At 61.2% G+C, this 17,991-nt stretch carries 21 protein-coding genes; 8 read left to right on the forward strand and 13 right to left on the reverse strand.

What is annotated here, in order from left to right; all coding sequences use genetic code 11:
* Positions 1-20: 20 nt before the first annotated feature.
* Positions 21-467 carry an NUDIX domain-containing protein gene (locus tag ACIOJF_RS01805; protein WP_105657580.1) on the forward strand — a complete coding sequence of 149 codons (447 nt, stop codon included), beginning with the start codon at positions 21-23 and terminating at the stop codon, positions 465-467.
* 477 nt (positions 468-944) lie between these two features.
* Here ACIOJF_RS01805 and ACIOJF_RS01810 read toward each other — a convergent pair whose 3' ends face one another.
* Together ACIOJF_RS01810 and ACIOJF_RS01815 are read right to left on the reverse strand one after the other, a co-directional pair.
* Positions 945-1,169, reverse strand: a complete 225-nt coding sequence (locus ACIOJF_RS01810; RefSeq protein ID WP_402741119.1) for a hypothetical protein — start codon at positions 1,167-1,169, stop codon at positions 945-947.
* Complete coding sequence (locus ACIOJF_RS01815; RefSeq protein WP_286172149.1) at positions 1,163-1,303, reverse strand: MerR family DNA-binding transcriptional regulator; 141 nt, start codon at positions 1,301-1,303, stop codon at positions 1,163-1,165. Before ACIOJF_RS01815 ends, ACIOJF_RS01810 begins: the two co-directional genes overlap by 7 nt.
* A 177-nt stretch (positions 1,304-1,480) precedes the next feature.
* Between ACIOJF_RS01815 and ACIOJF_RS01820 the strand changes: the two genes are divergently transcribed.
* Together ACIOJF_RS01820 and ACIOJF_RS01825 are read left to right on the forward strand one after the other, a co-directional pair.
* Positions 1,481-2,812: an NtaA/DmoA family FMN-dependent monooxygenase gene (locus ACIOJF_RS01820; RefSeq protein ID WP_105657682.1), complete on the forward strand. Its 1,332-nt coding sequence runs from the start codon at positions 1,481-1,483 to the stop codon at positions 2,810-2,812.
* A gap of 297 nt (positions 2,813-3,109) precedes the next feature.
* Positions 3,110-3,697, forward strand: coding sequence for a GNAT family N-acetyltransferase (locus ACIOJF_RS01825; protein WP_402741120.1), 588 nt, complete (start codon positions 3,110-3,112; stop codon positions 3,695-3,697).
* 397 nt (positions 3,698-4,094) lie between these two features.
* On the opposite strand, the gene ACIOJF_RS01830 is transcribed toward ACIOJF_RS01825, so the two are convergent.
* The 6 genes from ACIOJF_RS01830 to ACIOJF_RS01855 all read right to left on the reverse strand — a co-directional run bounded on the left by ACIOJF_RS01830 (position 4,095) and on the right by ACIOJF_RS01855 (position 8,004).
* Positions 4,095-4,388: a DUF4287 domain-containing protein gene (locus ACIOJF_RS01830; protein WP_105657576.1), complete on the reverse strand. Its 294-nt coding sequence runs from the start codon at positions 4,386-4,388 to the stop codon at positions 4,095-4,097.
* A gap of 271 nt (positions 4,389-4,659) precedes the next feature.
* Positions 4,660-5,046 carry a hypothetical protein gene (locus ACIOJF_RS01835; RefSeq protein ID WP_133833660.1) on the reverse strand — a complete coding sequence of 129 codons (387 nt, stop codon included), beginning with the start codon at positions 5,044-5,046 and terminating at the stop codon, positions 4,660-4,662.
* 158 nt (positions 5,047-5,204) lie between these two features.
* On the reverse strand, positions 5,205-5,933 hold the full coding sequence (locus ACIOJF_RS01840; protein ID WP_286134191.1) for an alpha/beta fold hydrolase: 729 nt from the start codon (positions 5,931-5,933) through the stop codon (positions 5,205-5,207).
* A 73-nt stretch (positions 5,934-6,006) separates the two neighbouring features.
* The gene (locus tag ACIOJF_RS01845; protein ID WP_133833661.1) at positions 6,007-6,774 is read right to left on the reverse strand and encodes an SCO1664 family protein; all 768 of its coding nucleotides are present in this window, start codon (positions 6,772-6,774) and stop codon (positions 6,007-6,009) included.
* Positions 6,771-7,310, reverse strand: a complete 540-nt coding sequence (locus ACIOJF_RS01850; RefSeq protein ID WP_133833662.1) for a DUF3090 domain-containing protein — start codon at positions 7,308-7,310, stop codon at positions 6,771-6,773. The genes ACIOJF_RS01845 and ACIOJF_RS01850 overlap by 4 nt, the downstream gene beginning before the upstream one ends.
* A gap of 10 nt (positions 7,311-7,320) precedes the next feature.
* A complete protein-coding gene (locus tag ACIOJF_RS01855; RefSeq protein ID WP_133833663.1) occupies positions 7,321-8,004 on the reverse strand; it encodes an MSMEG_4193 family putative phosphomutase in 684 nt (227 codons plus the stop codon).
* Positions 8,005-8,372: 368 nt separating this feature from the next.
* On the opposite strand from ACIOJF_RS01855, the gene ACIOJF_RS01860 reads away from it, so the two are divergent.
* Complete coding sequence (locus ACIOJF_RS01860; RefSeq protein WP_402695935.1) at positions 8,373-9,338, forward strand: RluA family pseudouridine synthase; 966 nt, start codon at positions 8,373-8,375, stop codon at positions 9,336-9,338.
* 29 nt (positions 9,339-9,367) lie between these two features.
* On the forward strand, positions 9,368-10,231 hold the full coding sequence (locus ACIOJF_RS01865) for an MBL fold metallo-hydrolase (RefSeq protein ID WP_402741121.1): 864 nt from the start codon (positions 9,368-9,370) through the stop codon (positions 10,229-10,231).
* A 66-nt stretch (positions 10,232-10,297) separates the two neighbouring features.
* Here ACIOJF_RS01865 and ACIOJF_RS01870 read toward each other — a convergent pair whose 3' ends face one another.
* The 4 genes from ACIOJF_RS01870 to ACIOJF_RS01885 form a co-directional block, all read right to left on the reverse strand.
* Positions 10,298-10,762, reverse strand: a complete 465-nt coding sequence (locus ACIOJF_RS01870) for a phage tail protein (protein ID WP_332498457.1) — start codon at positions 10,760-10,762, stop codon at positions 10,298-10,300.
* Positions 10,763-10,825: 63 nt separating this feature from the next.
* Positions 10,826-12,025 carry an acyl-CoA dehydrogenase family protein gene (locus ACIOJF_RS01875; RefSeq protein WP_332489183.1) on the reverse strand — a complete coding sequence of 400 codons (1,200 nt, stop codon included), beginning with the start codon at positions 12,023-12,025 and terminating at the stop codon, positions 10,826-10,828.
* Positions 12,022-13,614 carry a fatty acyl-CoA synthetase gene (locus ACIOJF_RS01880; protein WP_402741122.1) on the reverse strand — a complete coding sequence of 531 codons (1,593 nt, stop codon included), beginning with the start codon at positions 13,612-13,614 and terminating at the stop codon, positions 12,022-12,024. Before ACIOJF_RS01880 ends, ACIOJF_RS01875 begins: the two co-directional genes overlap by 4 nt.
* A 30-nt stretch (positions 13,615-13,644) precedes the next feature.
* Positions 13,645-14,793, reverse strand: a complete 1,149-nt coding sequence (locus tag ACIOJF_RS01885; protein WP_402741123.1) for an acetyl-CoA C-acetyltransferase — start codon at positions 14,791-14,793, stop codon at positions 13,645-13,647.
* Between the two features lie 647 nt (positions 14,794-15,440).
* Here ACIOJF_RS01885 and ACIOJF_RS01890 point away from each other — a divergent pair.
* Genes ACIOJF_RS01890 through ACIOJF_RS01900 form a run of 3 tightly spaced genes read left to right on the forward strand, consistent with a single transcriptional unit; the run spans position 15,441 to position 17,257 of the window.
* Positions 15,441-16,199 carry a class I SAM-dependent methyltransferase gene (locus ACIOJF_RS01890; protein ID WP_402741124.1) on the forward strand — a complete coding sequence of 253 codons (759 nt, stop codon included), beginning with the start codon at positions 15,441-15,443 and terminating at the stop codon, positions 16,197-16,199.
* Complete coding sequence (locus ACIOJF_RS01895) at positions 16,192-16,737, forward strand: GNAT family N-acetyltransferase (protein WP_332489187.1); 546 nt, start codon at positions 16,192-16,194, stop codon at positions 16,735-16,737. The genes ACIOJF_RS01890 and ACIOJF_RS01895 overlap by 8 nt, the downstream gene beginning before the upstream one ends.
* Positions 16,730-17,257 (forward strand): 2'-5' RNA ligase family protein, encoded by a 528-nt coding sequence (locus tag ACIOJF_RS01900; RefSeq protein ID WP_133833671.1) that lies wholly within the window; start codon positions 16,730-16,732, stop codon positions 17,255-17,257. The genes ACIOJF_RS01895 and ACIOJF_RS01900 overlap by 8 nt, the downstream gene beginning before the upstream one ends.
* On the opposite strand, the gene ACIOJF_RS01905 is transcribed toward ACIOJF_RS01900, so the two are convergent.
* Positions 17,254-17,832 (reverse strand): CDP-alcohol phosphatidyltransferase family protein, encoded by a 579-nt coding sequence (locus ACIOJF_RS01905; RefSeq protein ID WP_166650721.1) that lies wholly within the window; start codon positions 17,830-17,832, stop codon positions 17,254-17,256. The two genes, ACIOJF_RS01900 and ACIOJF_RS01905, sit on opposite strands and share 4 nt — an antisense overlap.
* Positions 17,833-17,991 lie beyond the last annotated feature (159 nt).

Below are 17,991 nucleotides of genomic sequence, written 5' to 3' on the forward strand. Positions count from 1 at the left end.
CAAGCTGTACCATCGTGAGCATGAGTAGACGTTCGGTCAAAAAGGCAGTCGGGTACGTCGTCCACGACGGAAACCTGCTCGTGTTCACACACGACGATTACCCGGTGGAAGTCACTGGTGTGCAGGTGCCCGCTGGGTCAATCGCCGAGGGCGAGTCGCCTGCGCATGCCGTCGTGCGCGAGGTGGGGGAAGAGACCGGCCTCGCAGCCAGGATCGTTCGCTCGCTGGGCGTCGAGTCGTACGACATGTGGCCTGCGAAGCCTGAGGTGCACGAACGGCACTTCTTTCAACTTGAGCTGGTGGACTCGGACGTTCAAGTTAGGTGGAAGTGCGGTGAGAACGATGCATCTGACGGCGGGCAACCGGTCAGCTGGACGTGCTGGTGGATGAAGCTGAGCGATGCCCACGTTCTCTGTGCTGGCTTTGGCGCGCGACTTGGCAGCATCGGTATCGATGGCGATCTCTAAGGTTACTTCGTGCCAGAACTCGGTGGAGTTCCGCTTCAACGTGTAATTCTCATGTCTCAATCGCCCTCGGTTTCTCTTGGAGCCGGGGGCGATTTTTTGCATCGTGCCCTTGATTCATCACGAAGTGGCGCCGGAAGGAAAGCTCCTCCACATTAGCGATGCCGTTCAAGGTGCATGGGCCATTTCCCTTATGGGGCAACGCCGCAAGCAGGCTAAGGCACCAGGCCCCGCGTTACGGCGATCTAACCGACTGTCTGGGAGCCGGATCCGCGAGGCATTCCGGTCGGACTCCGCCGTGCGCTCTAGAGCTCTTACTTGGGTGGAGCCCCGAGGCGCGATTAGGGACCTGTTGAGTTCATGGGCACTCAAGTATCGGCCTGAGCTCCCTGCGGCCACTGCCCGCGGCGCGCAAGGAGCTGCCCTGCCGATCATGCCCCGCAGAGGACGGGATTCTCCGGCACCTTGTGCGTGCGGAAGTCAGGCGTGATCCATCGCGTCGATGTATCGCGTCAGCGCGTCGCGGTTCTGCTGGAGCAGGACGATGCGCTCGGCCAGCTTGTCGCGCTGATCGACGAGCATCGCGCGCAGTTCAGGATCGGGATCGGCAACGATCGTGCTGCCAATGTCGTTCAGGCACGGCAGCATGTCGCGGATGATCCGGGTGGGGACCCCTGAGTCGAGCAGCCTGCGGATCTTCAGCACGCGCTCCACGAGATACTCGTCGTAGTCGCGGTACCCGTTCTCCAGCGCAGCGGCGTGATGAGTCCCTGCTCCTCGTAGTACCGGAGCATGCGCGTGGGCACCCCAGTTCGATTGGCCAGCTCGCCGATCCGCATTCCCGTTCTCCTTCACATCCATGTCAAGGATACGGGTCGGAACTGCCTCCCGGCCACGGCAGCCCTCATCGAATCCGCCCGCAGGCTGCGCGCAATCGGCCATGGTGCCAGAGTCCGCGGGCCTGCAGGCAAGGTAATTTGACCTTTACATGGATGTCAATGTTCGATGATGGTTCCATGGACAAGGAACAACGCAAGATGATTCTCGGCTTGGCGCTGACTGACGGCTACGGCACCCTGCCCGGTGCCTGGCGGGCACCGCACGTCGACCCTGGAAACTACTCGAAGGTCGAGGCGAACATTCGCTACGCCCAAGCCGCCGAGCGCGGTGGCTTCTCGTTCGTATTCACGCCCGACTTCCCGGCCGTGCGGGGCAGCCTGGAGCATTCGACCGTCAGCAACATCATGGATCCGCTCATGGAGGCGGCCGCGATCTCGCAAGCGACGAACAACATCGGTTTCGTGCTCACGGGGTCCACAACGTTCCAGGAACCGTTCAACACGGCCCGGCAGTTCAAGACGCTGGACATCATGAGCCGTGGCCGCGCCGGTTGGAACGCCGTCACGACGAGCGACCAGCTCGTCGCGTCGAACTACGGCAAGCCCGTCGCGGACCGGGCCGAGCGATACCAGCGCGCCCATGAATCGATCCAGATCGTGCAGTCGCTCTGGGGCAGCTGGGAGATGGATGCCTGGATCAAGGACCAGGAATCGGGCCGCTTCATCGACCCCGCGAAGCTGCAGCCGATCAACCTCAGCGGCGAGTACGTCGCATCCCGTGGGCCGCTCGCGTTGCCGCCGTCGGAGCAAGGGCAGCCCGTCGTCTTCACCTCGGGAGGACCGAGCCCGCATCTGCTCGAGCTGGCGGGGCGCTATGCGAGCGGCTTCATCACGGAGGTGTGGACGATCGACGAGGCTCGCGCTGCGCGCAGGGCGCTGCGCCGGGCCGCCGAGGAAGCTGGCCGCAACCCCGACGACGTGAAGTTCATCGTCGGTATCATGACCACAGTGTCCCCAACGGTGCGCGAAGGGCTCGACCGGCGCCTGTCGATGTCAGGCGAGGTCATGGAGGCGCGCCTGCCGCACCTCAGCGCGATGATCGGTGTGCCGATCCTGTCCGAGCGCATCGACAAGCCGCTCACGCCCGAACAGCTGGCCAGCGCTCACGCCTCGCCGCAGGACCCGCGCTCCGGGATCGCGCTCAAGGTGGCGCGCGAGGGGTGGTCGCCGCGCGACATCCTCGCGCACGGCGTGATCGACTACCATCCCGTGACCGTGGGGCCGGGAACGGTGCACGCCGATCACCTGCAGGAATGGTTCGAGGCCGGTGCTGCCGACGGCTTCTGGCTGTCGCCCGATGTCTATGAGGACGGCGTTGACGCGTTCGTCGACGAGGTCGTGCCGATCCTGCGCGAACGCGGCCTCTATCCCGAGGACTACGTGGGCTCCACGTTGCGCGAGAACCTCGGCGTCCCCGGCCAGTACGGACTCGGCGACTGGCTGAAGTGATCACGCCTGATCGGATGCCTGCGAACTCGCTCGTGCGGGTGCCGCTGGTCGCGCCGCTCGTCTGATTGCGGGTCGCGAGAGCAGAGGTTGGCCTGTGCCGGAACCTCGTGGAGTCCAGGGATAATGTATAGTCGCGTTTCACGTTGACTACTGGATGAGCTGCGCCAGACAGAGGGCAGGATCCGCGCATTGGTGCGGGATACTGGCAAGGGAAATATGGCAGGAGACAGTAATCCATATCCCACGCATACCCCTGATACTTGAAGCAGTTACCGGAATCCAAAAGGAGGCCTGTCGTTGACGCGAGCAGACGATTCGAGCGAAGCCACGATACTTGAAACTGCGCTGGAGATTGTTGCGCACGCAGAACTGGCAGAGCAAGATGCCGCGGAGCTTCGCAGACTGTTCGATGCCGAGTACCTGCGGGATGCCGGCATCTGGGATCCGGATCTGCCATATGGCTATGCCCCGCATGATTTCCACATCATGGCCCGGTGCAAAGGCGAGGTTGTCGGCCATGTCGGGTGGGCGCGACGCACGATCGGTGTGGGAGGCCGCGACCTTGTCGTTGCAGGTGTGGGTGGAGTGTTGGTTTCCGAGCGCGCGCGGGGCCGCGGCCTAGGCGGAATCCTGATGAATCTCGTGGCTTCATCGATGGTTGATGCCGGCGGTATTGCGTTCGGCTATCTCGGTTGCCGCGAGGAGGTGGCCGCTTTCTACAGCTCGTGTGGATGGACTCGGATTTCCGCTGCCGAGCGTTCGATTAGCCGTGGAGGACAAGCACTTTACGACCCGGCGGGCCAACCCCTGCTCATTTTGCCCATCGAGTCCCAGCTTGCTTCCTGGCCACAAGGGGAAGTCGACCTTCGCGGGCGGGCGTGGTGACGCCCAAGCGATATCCTACGCAGGATATGACCGGGCTTGGCGATAGCCCGGGCTATTTTTCACGGTCGATGTTGTATATCCCCACAGCTCAACATACCGTTGGAAGAAAAAGGATCGAGCGCTAGGGAAGTGGAGGCAGATCGAATGAGGAAACTTCCCAAGGTAGCCTGGCTACGAGTCTCGGTGTACCTTGGCATCTCGATTTTGGGGCTGGCCTTGTTCCTTGCGTGCTATTGCATGATTTCCGGCCGGTCGCTCGCCGAGGCTCTTGGCAGCTTCTGGATCGCGATAGCAATTGCTCTTGCTACATCCGCTATCACTGCGGTACGCGACCAACGGCAAGACACTGGAACCGAGTACTCCGAGCCGGAACTATAGCCCCTGCCTTTCGGCTGGTTCAGTTGGAAGGCTTAGTTGCGATGCCGTCGAGCCACAGAACATCTGATTCGTCATTGTGCTTGCCTCCGGATCCAACGTGCTTGCTGGAGATATTCGGTCCCTTTTGAATGACATGGACCATCGCCATGCCGTGGCCCCGGCCCAGCTGGTAGTCCTCCTTGAGCCATGCCAGGATCTCTGCTGCTTTGACCCCTTCTTGGCCAAGGCCTTTCTCACGGGCGATCTCGATCAGCTGGCGAGCAGTGAGCCCGGTCTTCATTTCTATGGTGTCCAGATAGGCTTGAAATGACATGGAGAAACCTCTCGAAGGCATGAATAGGTGCCTCGAATACTAGACCGAATCCCACGCCGCGCATAGAAGTAGTAGCCGGAGGATGCCACGCGGCCAGCGCACGAGAACCACGGTGTGCTCCACGACTGGCATCCTTGCGGCCTTCCGCGTCTAATCGCCACCAGTGATGGCGCCCTGATCGGCAGCAACCAGGCTGGTTGAAATGACCCGCAGGCAAGTAAAGACGCATGCCTCGGGACAGTGGAGAACAGCTGCCCGCAAGTGCTGAAGCCTAGTTCCGTTCGCTGAATTCCAACGTGTAATTCTCCGCCGTTGGCAGGTGCCCGGGATCGTCTTCAAACGGCATGTAATCGACTGAATGCAGGTATCCGGCAACAACCCAGAGATCCAGATGCCCCAGCTCCTTGCCATCTTTTGAAACGAGAACAGTGGAGAATGGGCCACCACCATGCCGGACGCTTTGGCAATCGAGTTTGCTTGTGAAGGAAATCGAGAAGCACTCGCATTCTTTGAACTGGTAGCCGCCCCAACGCGCAAACTTCAGTTGCTGTCGAGCCTTTGCTGATTCAGCATCTGTGCCGCTGCAGAGCAAGGCCAGCAGCTCTAGTTCAGCAGGTCGAAGTTCTCCGCCTGGGACTCGCTTAGGTCGGTTATCCATGGGGACAGCCTATATTGCCCTGTGACTAGGAATTGCATCGCTACGTTCCTAGAGCAGCAGCATCGAAGAAGCTACCTCGGAGATCGCCGAAGACGGAATGGCAGTTGAAGCGTTTTCAAGGACGAGCAAGGAAGCGTTCGGGATTTCTTCGGCTAGCACTATACCGTTGCCGACGGGGAAAACGGATCCTTTGCACCGTGAACCACCAAGGTGGGGATATCGAGCTCGGACAGCCGCTCGCGCCAGCGCGGAGTGCAGTCCAGCTTGGAAAAGACGATCCCGATCTGGTTTGCCAGATGGGCTTCGGGCTCTGCGCTGGCCGTACGGTCCCAGATGCGGGAGGCCAAGTCCATGGCAACTTCTGGATCATTGCCTAGAATTTGCGAACCCTCGGCGGAGAATTGGGCAACGGCCGCGCGGTCTGCCCAATCCGGCATAGGGCGGGAAAACAGCTTGCCCATGGTTGCCTGGTCATGATCTGGCAAATCTTTGTCTACCGGACCGGGAGCTACTGGTCGTGTGCCTATCAGCGTCAGGGCGCCAAATGATTTGGGATGATCCAGCGCCGCAATCTGCGCGATCATGCCGCTGACTCCGATACCGGCTACATGCGCTGGACGGTTATCCAGTAATCTGGCCAGCGCTGCGGCATCCGAGGCCAGATCGCGCAGGTTGTAATCGGGTTTCATCGGGTTCCCGGCCGTTGATTCACCGCAATCCCGCAGGTCGTAGCGAACCACATGGCGCCCGCCAGCGGCCAGAGCCTGGCACAGGGTATCTGGCCAAGCAAGCATAGTGGTTCCGCCGATGAGGAGAACCAATGGATCACTTTTGCTGCCGAAGGATTCGGCACCGAGCTCCACACCGTTGGCTTCAACCGTTCCCATGCGCGACCTGCCTTTGCTATCAGAATCCAAGGATGGCTTGCCTGCCGTCCTGGGGTCAATAGGAATCGGAGTTCTAGAAGAGCGGCCAGGGCACGGCGGGCATCTGCCCCCTATGAGCAGGGAAGTGCCCTTCGCTGCGCAGGGTAGCGCAGCGCTCGGCGAGCGCCGCGATTTCTTCATCGTCTAGCAGGTTGGTCAGTTCTTGGCCAAGTTCTGCGTCCAGGGCATCGCTGACTGTTCGGAGGCCGGCCAGTTCTTCTTCACCCAGCGGTTGGCCAACCCAACCCCAAAGCACGGTGCGCAGCTTGTGCTCTGCGTTGAAGCAGAGCCCATGATCGACTCCGTAGCGGTGGCCACCGGGCATGGCTAGAACGTGGTCGCCCTTGCGGTCTGCGTTGTTGACCAGTGCATCGAAGACCGCCATGCGCCGCAGCGCAGGTGTATCCTCGTGGATCAAGGTCATCTGCCGCCCCGATTCATCCTGCCCATGCAGAATGGTCTTCCAACCGCCAGCTGGCACCATGTCCGCGGCTACGATGTCCACTGGGTGCTGTCCTCGATCAACTTCTTGCCATAGCTGCACCATGCCTTCGCCAAACTGCCCTTCGCGCAGCCAAGTGCGCGGGACGAGGTTCCAGCCCAGGGCTTCAGATACGAGGAAGGCGGCAACTTCGCGGTATGCGAGGGTGCCATGGGGAAAATCCCAGAGGGGTTTCTCGCCAGCAATGGGCTTGTAGACCACGCTGTTCTCGCCGATGCTGCCCAGGAAAGTTGCGTTGGAGGCGGTGGTGATGCGGCCGGTGAGTTCCAGCTGCGCGGTCAGCAGATCGGGAGAGCTCATTCGCCATTCTCATCTTTGCAAGTGTGCCCATCCGGATCAATCGGATAACCGCAGTTGGCGCACATAGGCCGCCCAGCAGCCACGATCTCATGGGTGCGCATGGCGAAAGCGCGTGCAGTGCCTACGGGCATGCGCACGCGCAGGAGCGCGCCCGGTCCATCTGGATCAAAGTCGGCTTCATCTTCTTCGTTCAAGGAGAAGGCTTCCAGAACTACCTGCGCTACGGTGGCATCCCATCCGAGATTCATGGAACCCACCCGGAAGGACTCGTTGACTTCTTCCAGCGGATCGTTGTCAACCAGTTCCACCGGAGTATGTTCGGGAACGCTGAAGGGGTTGCCCTTGACGGTAGAGAGCTGATCGAGAATCTCGTCAATCATCTCGGCAACCACCGCGGCTTGCTGTTTTTCCAAGGCGATGCTGGACAGTTCCTTGCCGGCTCTTGCCTGGAGGTAGAAGGTGCGGGACCCGGGCTCGCCGATGGTGCCAATGACAATGCGGTCTGGCCAATTGAATTCGTTGACTGTTGCCGTCATTTCGCTCTCCTTAGTGTCCTGCTCCGCCGCCGACTGGGGCGTCGGTTGTCTTGATTCCTGGGGCTAGCCAGGAGAGGTCTCCGGCGTCGGTGTTGATGGAATACACGCGAGGCGCACCGGTCCCGTAGTGCACAATTGATGCGGAAGCCGGGCCCACATTCAGTCGCTGGAACAGATCCAAATGCATTCCCAGCGCGTCAGCCAGTATCGATTTGATGATATCGCCATGGCTGAAGGCTGCCCATACTGCTCCGGCACCATGTTCGGCCTCGATGGCCGCGTCATGGCGCCTGATGGCTGCTACTGCCCGGGATTGCATCCCGGCCATGGATTCGCCATCCGGGAAGGTCACCGAGGACGGAGCTGACTGCACTGCTTTCCAGAGGTCTTCGGCGGCCAAGTCCTGCAGCGTGCGGCCTTGCCACTGGCCGTAGTCGCATTCCGAGAGTTCGGGTTCAATCAGCAAATGCGCCGCTGGGCTTTGCCGTTGCATGGCGAACTCCGCCGTCTGCACACAGCGTTCCAGCGGGCTTGAGACAACGCCAGCCAAGGGGAGCGCTGCTAGGCGTTCGGCGGTACGAATCGCCTGTTCTTCGCCGGTTTGGTCGAGGAATACTGAGGGGGTGCGTCCGGCCAGTACGCCGGTGGCGTTGGCGGTAGTGCGTCCGTGCCGCACAAGGATTACTGTGGCCATGAACCCAGCCTAGTCATGGAGATGGTGGCAAGCGACTCCTGGGCTGAAAACAGGTCCGGGGCTTCGAAGAGCCCGGCAGGTTCTGGAGGTGCGGTACCTTCACCCGTTGCACCCTTGCTGCAACGCGAGGGCCAGGGCTGTTCATCGGTTCGCCGAGCGAACGCTATGGCTCGATGAGCGCCGGGCGAGGTGTGAGTTCAGTCCTCATAACAGCGCCTTTGCTCGTACCGGCTCACGGCATCGGGGTACCATGAAAGTTGGCCAATTCGGGGGCGGCAGCTCCCGGAAGTCCCTTGCAAATGACTCGTCGAAAGCGGCGACGCCATGATCCACCACTGGATGTGGCCTTATAAACGGAGTGATAATTCTTGTCCGGAGTCCTCCAGCAGCCAGCGTCAGAACAGCAGTCTGATTCCAAGACACGCACCATCCTTGTCGACGGTGGGCATGCTGGCCGGCGGATCGAGAAGTTCCTCCGGGTCCAGCTCAAGACGGTGCCCGCCGGGCAGCTTTTCCGGCTGATGCGCAAAGGGCAACTGCGTGTCAACGGCAGGAAAGTCCAGGAAGGCTACCGGCTAGCCGTAAACGACCAGATCACGCTGCCGGCGCTATATGCAGAACAGGGCGTGGCACCAGCCTTCGATGTCCCGGCACCCTTGCTCAAGCGGCTACGCAACTGCGTCCTGCACGAAGACCAAGACGTCCTGGTGATTGACAAACCTGCCGGCGTCGCCGTGCACCGGGGAACCGATATTCCTGCGGGGGTTATCGAAGCTTTCCGCCAGTTGCGCCCCGAGCTGCCGGACCTGGAATTGAGCCACCGGCTGGATCGCGATACTTCCGGGCTGCTGGTGTTGGCGAAGACCCCGAGCATGCTGCGCTACCTGCATGAGATGCTTCGGGAGAGCGAAGAGGAGATAGAACGCCACTACCTTGCGCTCGTTGCAGGGCATTGGAGCGAAAAGACCGAATCGATCCACTCGCCGCTGCTGCGCCGTGCCGACAAGGTCGTGGTTGATCCGAACGGGCAGCGAGCCGAAACACATGTCACCGTGAAGCAGCGCGTAGGCCAGCGCGCCACCATTCTGGATGTGCAACTGATGACCGGGCGCAAGCACCAGATCCGGGTCCACCTGCAAAGCGAAGGCCATCCGATTGCAGGAGACGACCGGTATGGCTTCGCGAAGTTCAACCGCCGCGTCGAACAGCTTGGGGGTCGCGGGCTGTTCCTGCATGCGACTAAGCTGGTGATTCCCAAGCCCGATGGCCAGGAACTGGTGATCGAGGCACCCATGCCGCAGCGCTGGAAGCAGTTGCTGAAGGCGGGGCTATAGCCCAAGCAAGGCTGGCACGAGGGGAAAAGATGGCTGAAGGACCCTGGAAGCACGTTGCCGAGGGAGTATTCCAGCGCAGATATGATCCGTTGGATATTACCGTGGGCGCGGTGCTCGGCGGGCAAGGCGTGGCGATCATCGATACCCGCAACAACGCACCCGAAGCACAAGAAATCCTTGACGAAGCCACAACGCAATTCGGACTGCCAATCGTTGCCGTGATCAACACCCACGCGCATTATGACCACACCTTCGGCAACCAGCTCTTTGCCCAGCGGGGAATCCCGATTTACGGCCATCACCGGATCCCCGCGCACTTCGAGCAGTTCGAGAAGCCCCGGCTTGAAATGGTGCAGCGCTCGACGGAACTCGAACCTGAAATGAATTGGAGCGGTGTAACGCTGACGCCGCCTAGCCACTTGCTGGCCGAACCCTGCACGGCAAATCTAGGCGGACGGGAAGTTGAACTGATCCCGCTGGGTGCCGGGCATACCGACACCGACCTTGCGATCCATATTCCTGATGCCAAGGCGTGGTTCCTTGGCGACGTCATCGAGCAGTCTGGTCCACCGATGTTCGGCTCGGGCGCCTATCCGATGAAGTGGCCTGTGGTGCTCCAATCCCTGCTAGCGCGCATCCAGCCGGGAGACGTGATTGTTCCAGGCCATGGAGAGCCCGTCGACCGGGAATTCGTCGTTCGGCAAATGCACTGCTTCGAGCTGCTCGCCACGACCCTGGGTTCGGCTCATGAGAAGGGTGCGGCAATCAAGGACATTGCGTTCCCTGCAGAGCTGCAAGAACTGTGGCCTGCCGATTTCCTTCTCGAAGCTGCCAAAGATGCCTACGCGCAGCTGCCGGGTAACGCGAAGGAACCAGGAAAGCGCGGCGCATGAAGCCAGAGCACGAAATGACCTCATGGCCGGCACTCGACTGAGGGCAGCGGCGGAATGGGCGAAATGTCAGTATTCGTTCTTGATCACGAAGTACGAGCCGCGGATGGTCCCTGCAAGCTTGGACTTCTGGCGAGCGAACTTGAACTTCCCTTCCAGCTCGCTGGGCACAGCCATGCCATCGGAAAGCTTGAAGCCCACGGCGCGCTTCTCGCCGGGATCCAGGCCGTAGAGAACATTGATGGACAAGCCGGACGCGTAGAAGACGTAGGCGCGCTTGGCGCCATCCGCCTCGAACACAGCTGCCTGCAATGGCTTCGATGCGATGTGCAAGTCGCGTTCCTGCGCCAGAATCGTGTGCACCCAAGCTATGGCTTCCCTTGCGTCGTCTGCTTGCTCCACGGCAAAGTCGTGGTTGAACTTGTTCTTCAGATAGCGCGCTTCGTTGGCGCGCAAGCCTGCCAGCGCGTCAGCAACAGGCGAAGTCTCAAGACCCTGGGTGGATACGTCTTTGAAATCAACAAGGTATGGCATGGACGTCCCTTCGGGCGTTGGCCCCGTGGATTCGGTAATTCGTTGTTATCGTACTCCGCGAAACTAGCCGAAGGCACTGAATCCGGTCAGGTCCCTGCCGAGGATCAATGCCTGCACAGACTCGGTTCCCTCATAGGTATGCAAGGCTTCGATATCGCCGAAATGGCGAATCACGTGATTTTCCAGCAAGATTCCATTGCCGCCGAGCAGGTCGCGGGCGGTGGCTGCCACCCGGCGGGCAGCCCGGGTGTTGTGGTACTTCAGCAGCGAAGCTTGCGTGTCTTTCAACCGGCCGGCAGCCTGGGCGCCGGCCACGGCCACGCACTGCAACTGCATATTGGTGATTTCGGCGAGCATTTGCGCCAGCCGTTCCTGCACCATCTGGTGCGCGCCCAGGGGTTTGCCGAACTGCGTGCGCTGCTTGGCGTACTGCAGGGCCGCTTCGAAGACGAACTGGGCATGGCCTAGCGCCGACCAACCAACATTCACCCGGGTTTCAACCAGTGCCCGCGAGACATCCTTGAATGCGCCGGCCCCGGTGAGCCTGGCGGATTCAGGAACGCGAACGTCCGTGAGCCGGATCTCTGCCTGTTCGATCGCGCGAAGCACGCCCTTGCCGCGCACCGGGGAAGCCTCGTAGCCAGGGGCCTGCTGGTCGAGAATGAACCCCTTGACCCGGGAGTCGGCGACGTCGCGTGCCCACACAATGGTGATGCCTCCGGCGGCTCCATTGCCGATCCATTTCTTATGGCCATTGATGATCCAGTGATCCCCGTCGCGCCGGGCACTGGAATCCAGGCCAACAGAGTCCGAGCCATGATGCGGCTCGCTGAGGGCGAAACCACCGAGCAGCTCACCGGAGGCCACGGGTTCCAGATACTTCTCCTGCTGTTCGGGGCTGCCGAAGAATTTCAGGCTGCGCAGCACCAGGCCGCCCTGCACCGCGGCGGCCGCGGCCATCGAACCGTCTGCGCGCGAAAGCTCCATGGCCACTAGGCCCGCGGCCAGCGGGGAGAAGTGGGCGTGGCCTGGAATCTCAAGACCGTCGGTGAACAAATCGAGTTCGCCCATGCGGCGAACCAGATCCAGCGGGTAATGCGCGTTCTCCCAATGCTGGTTGATGCTGGGCAGGATCTCTACTCCGTAGTGCCGGGCGCGGGCCCAATGCTTGCGATCCTCGTCGGTGGCAGCATCGAAAGCGGATAGATAATCGATGTCCAAAGCCGAGGCCAGGTCGTAGGGTGCCCATGGGTCCCGGGTCAATGGGTGCCGCCCGAAGTCTTGTTGCGTTCGGCACGCAGCTGGCGCTTGAGCAATTTGCCCGATTGGTTGCGGGGCAGCTGTGCGGCAAAGTCCACCCGCTTGGGAACCTTGTAGTGCGCCAGCTTGGACTTGACGTGCTCGCGCACCTCTACGGCGGTGAGCGTGGCGCCGGCCTTGAGCACAATGACCGCGGTCACCGCCTCGATCCAGCGTTCATCATCGATGCCCACCACCGCGACTTCCGCAATTTCGGGCAATTCGTAGATGCAGTCCTCCACTTCGCGCGGGGCTACCAGCACCCCACCGGTATTGATGACGTCCTTGATGCGATCCACCACCTGGATGTAGCCGCCCTGGTCCTTGACCACTTGGTCCCCGGAGCGGAACCAGCCGTCGGCAAATGCCTGCTCGGTTTCCGCCGGCTTGTTCCAGTAGCCGCTCATGACCTGTGCAGAACGGTATTGGATCTCTCCGGGCTCACCGGCATCGGCGAGCTTCCCCTCGGCGGTCATCACGCGCGCTTCGATGAAGAACACCGGGCGGCCGCAGGACGCGGGGCGTGCATCGTGCTCCTCGGGGCGCAGCACCGTGCACAACGGGCCGAGCTCGGACTGGCCAAAGCAGTTGTAGAACCCGATCTGCGGATAGCGGTCGCGCAAGCGGGCCAGCACGGTTACCGGCATGATCGAGGCACCGTACTGCGCCTTGGCCAGCGAGCCCAGGTCGCGGGTGTCCAGATCCGGGTGATTGCTCAGAGGCACCCAGACGGTGGGGGCCAAGAACAGCGAGCCGATGCGTTCGGATTCGACGCGTTCCAGGATTTCGCCGATATCGGGTTTGGCGAGCAAGCGGATGCTGGCACCCAATGACAGATAGGGAAGCAGGAACACGTGCATGGCCGCCGAGTGGTAGAGCGGCATCGCGATCAGGGGCCGGTCCGTGCCCTCCAGATCCAGGGCGATAATGGCTGAGACGTACTGGGCCACCAGCGCCGAATGGGTCATCATTGCGCCCTTGGGTGCCGAGGTGGTTCCGGAGGTATAGAGCAGCTGGGCCAGATCCGTGCCGGCCACCGCAGCTCCAGGCGGCGCGGCCTCCACGCTTTCATCCATCGCCGTTTCCAGCACGCTGGTGCTGTTTCCGGTTCCGGGCAGCAGCGGCCAAACATCCTTGACTGCCTGCAGGCCGCCGGCATCGCGCAGTTCCTGGACCAGTTCGAGGCGTGACTCATCGGCGATGACCAGTGCGGCCCCGGAATCGTGCAGCAGGTAGCGCAACTCGTCGCCCCTGAGCGCGAAGTTCACCGGCACGTGGACCAACCCGGCACTGGCGCAGGCGAGGAACAAGATGGCATAGGCGTCGCTGTTCGCTGCATAGGCAGCAACTCGCGAACCGGCCGGCAGGCCTGCCTGCCGCAACCGGGCAGTCACCCGATTCACCCCGTCGGCCAGCTGGCTGTAGGTCCAGTTCCGTTCCCCGAAGGCCAGAGCATTGTCCGCGGGGCAGCGGGCCACCGAGCGGCGCAGCAGCGCGCCAATGGTGTTCTGGTCATCGGAATTCATCGCCGAGGTGGCTCGCAATGCACTCATGGTAGTTTCCTTTGCGGCGGGTGCGGGTAGCTAGAGGCGTTCGATGATGGTGACGTTGGCTTGGCCGCCGCCCTCGCACATGGTCTGCAGGCCGAAGCGGGTATCGCTGCGTTCCAGCTCATGGAGCAAGGAGGTCATCAGCCGTGCACCGGTGGCACCGATGGGGTGGCCCAGGGCGATGGCGCCGCCATTGACGTTGACCTTGGACATGTCGGCGCCGGTTTCCTGCTGCCAGGCAAGCACTACCGCGGCGAAGGCCTCATTGATTTCAATGCGGTCCATGTCTTCGATGCCCATCCCGGCGCGTGCCAGGGCATGCTTGGTGGCGCGGATCGGGGCCGAAAGCATCATGACCGGGTCATCGCCTCGGGCCGAGATGTGGTGGATGCGGGCGCGGGGTTTCAGCCCATAGCGTTTGACCGCGGCCTCGGAAGCAATGAGCAGCATCGCGGCGCCGTCAGACATCTGCGATGCTGTGGCTGCCGTATGCGCACCGCCTTCGGCAATCGGTGCCAATGACTGCATCTTGGCGCGGACCACGGGGCGTGGCCCCTCATCTGCAGCCAGGGAATCCAAAGCGAGGATCTCGCGGTCGAAGTAGCCTTGCGCCTGGGCGTTCAATGCCCGCTGATGGGAGGCCACAGCAAAATCCTCCAGCTGGGTGCGGGTGAGGCTCCAGCGTTCTGCCATCATCTCTGCGCCGCGAAACTGCGAGATTTCCTGCTTGCCGTAGCGGGACGCCCACAGCGTGGAGCCGGTGTAGGGATCGGGGAAGCCGAAGTCCTTGGCGGCGGAGTTGGAATAGGACAGCGGAATGCTCGACATGGACTGGACGCCACCGGCAACCACGAGGTCGCTGCTTCCGCTCATGACCGCTTGGGCCGCGTAGGAGATCGCCTGCTGCCCGGAGCCGCACTGGCGTTCTACCGTTGTCCCGGGGACATGTTCGGAAAGGCCGGCGGCCAACCATGCGTTGCGGGCGATGTCCATTGCCTGGGGTCCCAGCTGGTCGATGCAACCGAGGATGACCTCATCGTATTGCTCGGAATCAATGTTGTTGCGGTTCACCAGTTCGGCCAGCGGCGCGGCGGCGAGGTCCAGCGGATGCATATGCGCCAGAGACTTTCCCCGGCGTCCGACAGGTGTACGCAGCGCATCGATGATGTAGGCCTCGGGCATGGGCTCCTCCAGGAAGTTTTTGACAGGAAACGTCTGCTGAACCAACAATGCCCAATTCATCAACGGTTGTCTAGGTCACAATTGCCACGCTTGGCTTGGGAAAATGCCACTAGCTCCAAATTCGCTACCGATAGGCGCGGCTTGGCTGGGGAATATGCTCCAGAACGGAAAACGGATGCGCGGGCGAAGCGAGCCGGGAAATTGCCTGCGACCGGAATAGCGCCCAGTCCAGGTTCAGCGACCCCAACCCGGACCTGCTAAACGTCGCCGAGTCACGGGCACAAGACCGTCTGATCGTTTTTGCTTCGGGAAGCCTGCAACCATTGCCGGGACTCATCCGGCCTCCGCTGGACCTGCGGTGCCCAAGGCCGCGGTCAACTCGTGGCGTGATTCCGGGTGCTGCCAGGTGGAGACAGGGCATGGAAGGCAACCAATTCGGTTCCGCGCTTTGCCAAGGCTGGAGTCCTGGAAGGTCAAAGCAGGAGCGCGGTGCCCTCGGTGTTGGCGCGAGTACTCGGCGTGGTGTCCGGCGAATTGAACACGCCTGATGGAAGTACTTGCCAATGGGCGGGCTGCATCTAGGCAATGCAAGAATTGATGGAGCACACTGCACCTCGACGGAAATTTTGAGAACGGAATAGGCCCAAGTGAGCTTCGCTGACTACGATCCACGAATCATTGCGCTCTACGATACGGATAATCCCGACGGACCGGATCATGACTATTACCGTGCCTTAGCGGCTGAAACCAAAGCGCACCGGATTCTGGATCTAGGCTGCGGCACCGGCCTTTTGACGGTTACGCTTGCCATTGCGCAAAGAACTGTCGTTGGAGTTGACCGCTCACCGGTAATGATGGACTACGCCAGGCAACGGCCCAACGCTGAGCGAGTCACATGGATTGACGGCGACGCTTCGGCAATCGACGGCGGGCCCTTTGACCTGATGATGATGACCGGCAACGTAGCCCAGCACATCCCGGATCCGCAGTGGGCGCAAACCCTGAAACAACTCCGCGCTGCCGCGGCGACCGGGGCCGTGCTGGCCTTTGAAAGCAGGAACCCATCGACTCGCGCCTGGGAGACATGGAATGACGAAGAAGCAGTAACCCGGGACACGCAATTCGGTCCGCTGACCGAATGGTGCGATGCGGAAGAAACCAGCGTGGGACTCGTGCGCTTGACGTCCTATGTCAAGATTGAGCACTCGCAGGAAGTACTGGTCGAAAAGCTGGACCTGGCTTTCCGCAGCGCCGAGCAGATCAGTGCAGATCTAGTTGCCGCAGGGTTCAATATTCGCGCAATTTGGGGTGACTGGCAGAAGAACCGCTTCAACGGAGAGCAACCACTGATGATCTTCGAAGCTGAAGCGATCAGGGGAGTGGACGGGGAAACTGCTCATGGATAGGCAACCTTCCAAGTTGCCGGTTACCCTGCTTTCCATCAAGCATTCAGCGTGCCTGCAACGGCTGATGGAAAGCAACCCGGGATATTCCCAACGTGTCACCGGCGCCGGCCCCGCATCCGACGCCGCAGTTCAGGCATTGAGCGCCCTGCCACCGAAGGCGCAATCCGAGCAGAAAATTGATCTTGGCCTATGGGAAGGCGAAGAACTGGCCGGATTCGCGGATCTGATCGTCGGCTGGCCCAGACCAGATACGGTCCACATCGGATTGCTCATGGTCGATGGTGCCAGGCACGGACGGGGCCTGGGGAAGCAGATCCATGAAGCGGTGCTCGATGTGATCCAGGATCATCCGTTGATCACCGCCTGCCGGATTTCGATAGTCGATGCAAATGCTGCTGAAGTTGAACCGTTCTGGAAGAGCCTTGGTTATGCGCCGACCGGAGAAATCAGCACCTACGCGGTGGGGGACAAGCAGTCATGGGCGCGCACGTGGTCGCGCCAGATCACCAGCATGAGGAAGGAGAACCTTGATGAGTAGGTCCCCGGACAACATTTTGCTGCACCTTCCAGCAGAGCAGGAGCAGCAAGTGCAGGAGGTCTTTGCCCAGTTGGAGATGCGCGGCTTCCCCGCGCAACACCAGACTCCGCATATCACCATTACCTTTTCGCCCAGCATGAGCGAGGTCGTGACGCAGCGGGCGGCAGAATTACTGCCTGCGCTCATCCCCGCGAGCTTCCAACGGGTGGGCACTATTGTCTTTGGCACAAAGCGCAAGCAGACGGTTGCGTGGCTGCTGGAAACCACGGATGCCTTGGAAATGGCAGCCCGGGAAATCAGCGCGCTGAATCCCGATGGGCGGGGACCGCGGTGGACCCCGCACCTGACCATGGGGTTGCGGCTGCCACGCGAAATTGTTCCCGACTATATCCGGGCACTTGAAGAGCTGGCCTCAACGCAGCTCAGGGAACTGACTGCCTGCCGGGCAGCCTTGTGGAAGCCGCGAATACCCGAACTGACGCTCCTGGCCGGAGCAATGCAGCAGGAAAACCGCGACTAGCTGGCCGATGCAGCTTGCTCTTTGGCAGAAGCACGCATGATGCGCAGATAGCCGAACCCGACAAATAAATGCAGCACCGTACCGGCAGTCAAAATGGCTACGCCCGGTGTTGCCAGCACCGAAAAATCGGGGATCCTGCCACACGCCACGCAGGCCAGCCCCAGCATCATGATGGCGGTGCGGATCTTTCCCAGCCACGTGGAAGCTGGCGGGGAGCCCAGGCGCAAGAAGAAATAGGTGCACAGCAGGATCAGGTCGGTGATGAAAATGGCCAGGCCAACCCATAAGGGGATCGCCCCATTGGCCACCAGGGCGATCGCGATAGCCACGATGCCCAAACGATCAGCTATGGGATCCAGCAGGACGCCCAGATGCGAAACCTGATTGAACTTGCGGGCAATAAACCCGTCAACCCAGTCGCTCAGGCCGAAGGCGAGAAGCAGAACCGCTGTCAGTGCCGGTTCGGTATCGGCCAGCAAATAGCCGACGATGGGAACCACCAGGAGAAAGCGAATAATCGTGATGGCGTTCGGAATCGTCGCCCACTCATGCTTGCGTACCGCGCGCGTTTCCACTGCTTTCCCCTTTCCCTTAGTTGAACGATGACGCACTGCGTCGCAATATACAAGGGTGCGGGGCATCTGGCCTGCAAATATGATCCGTCCAGCGTACCGGTGCAGGGAGATTGTTAACGAACTGCGGGGCCGTCCCGAAGGACGACCCCCGCAGCCAAA

Source organism: Glutamicibacter sp. NPDC087831, from assembly GCF_044742845.1.
Classification (GTDB): Bacteria; Actinomycetota; Actinomycetes; order Actinomycetales; family Micrococcaceae; genus Glutamicibacter.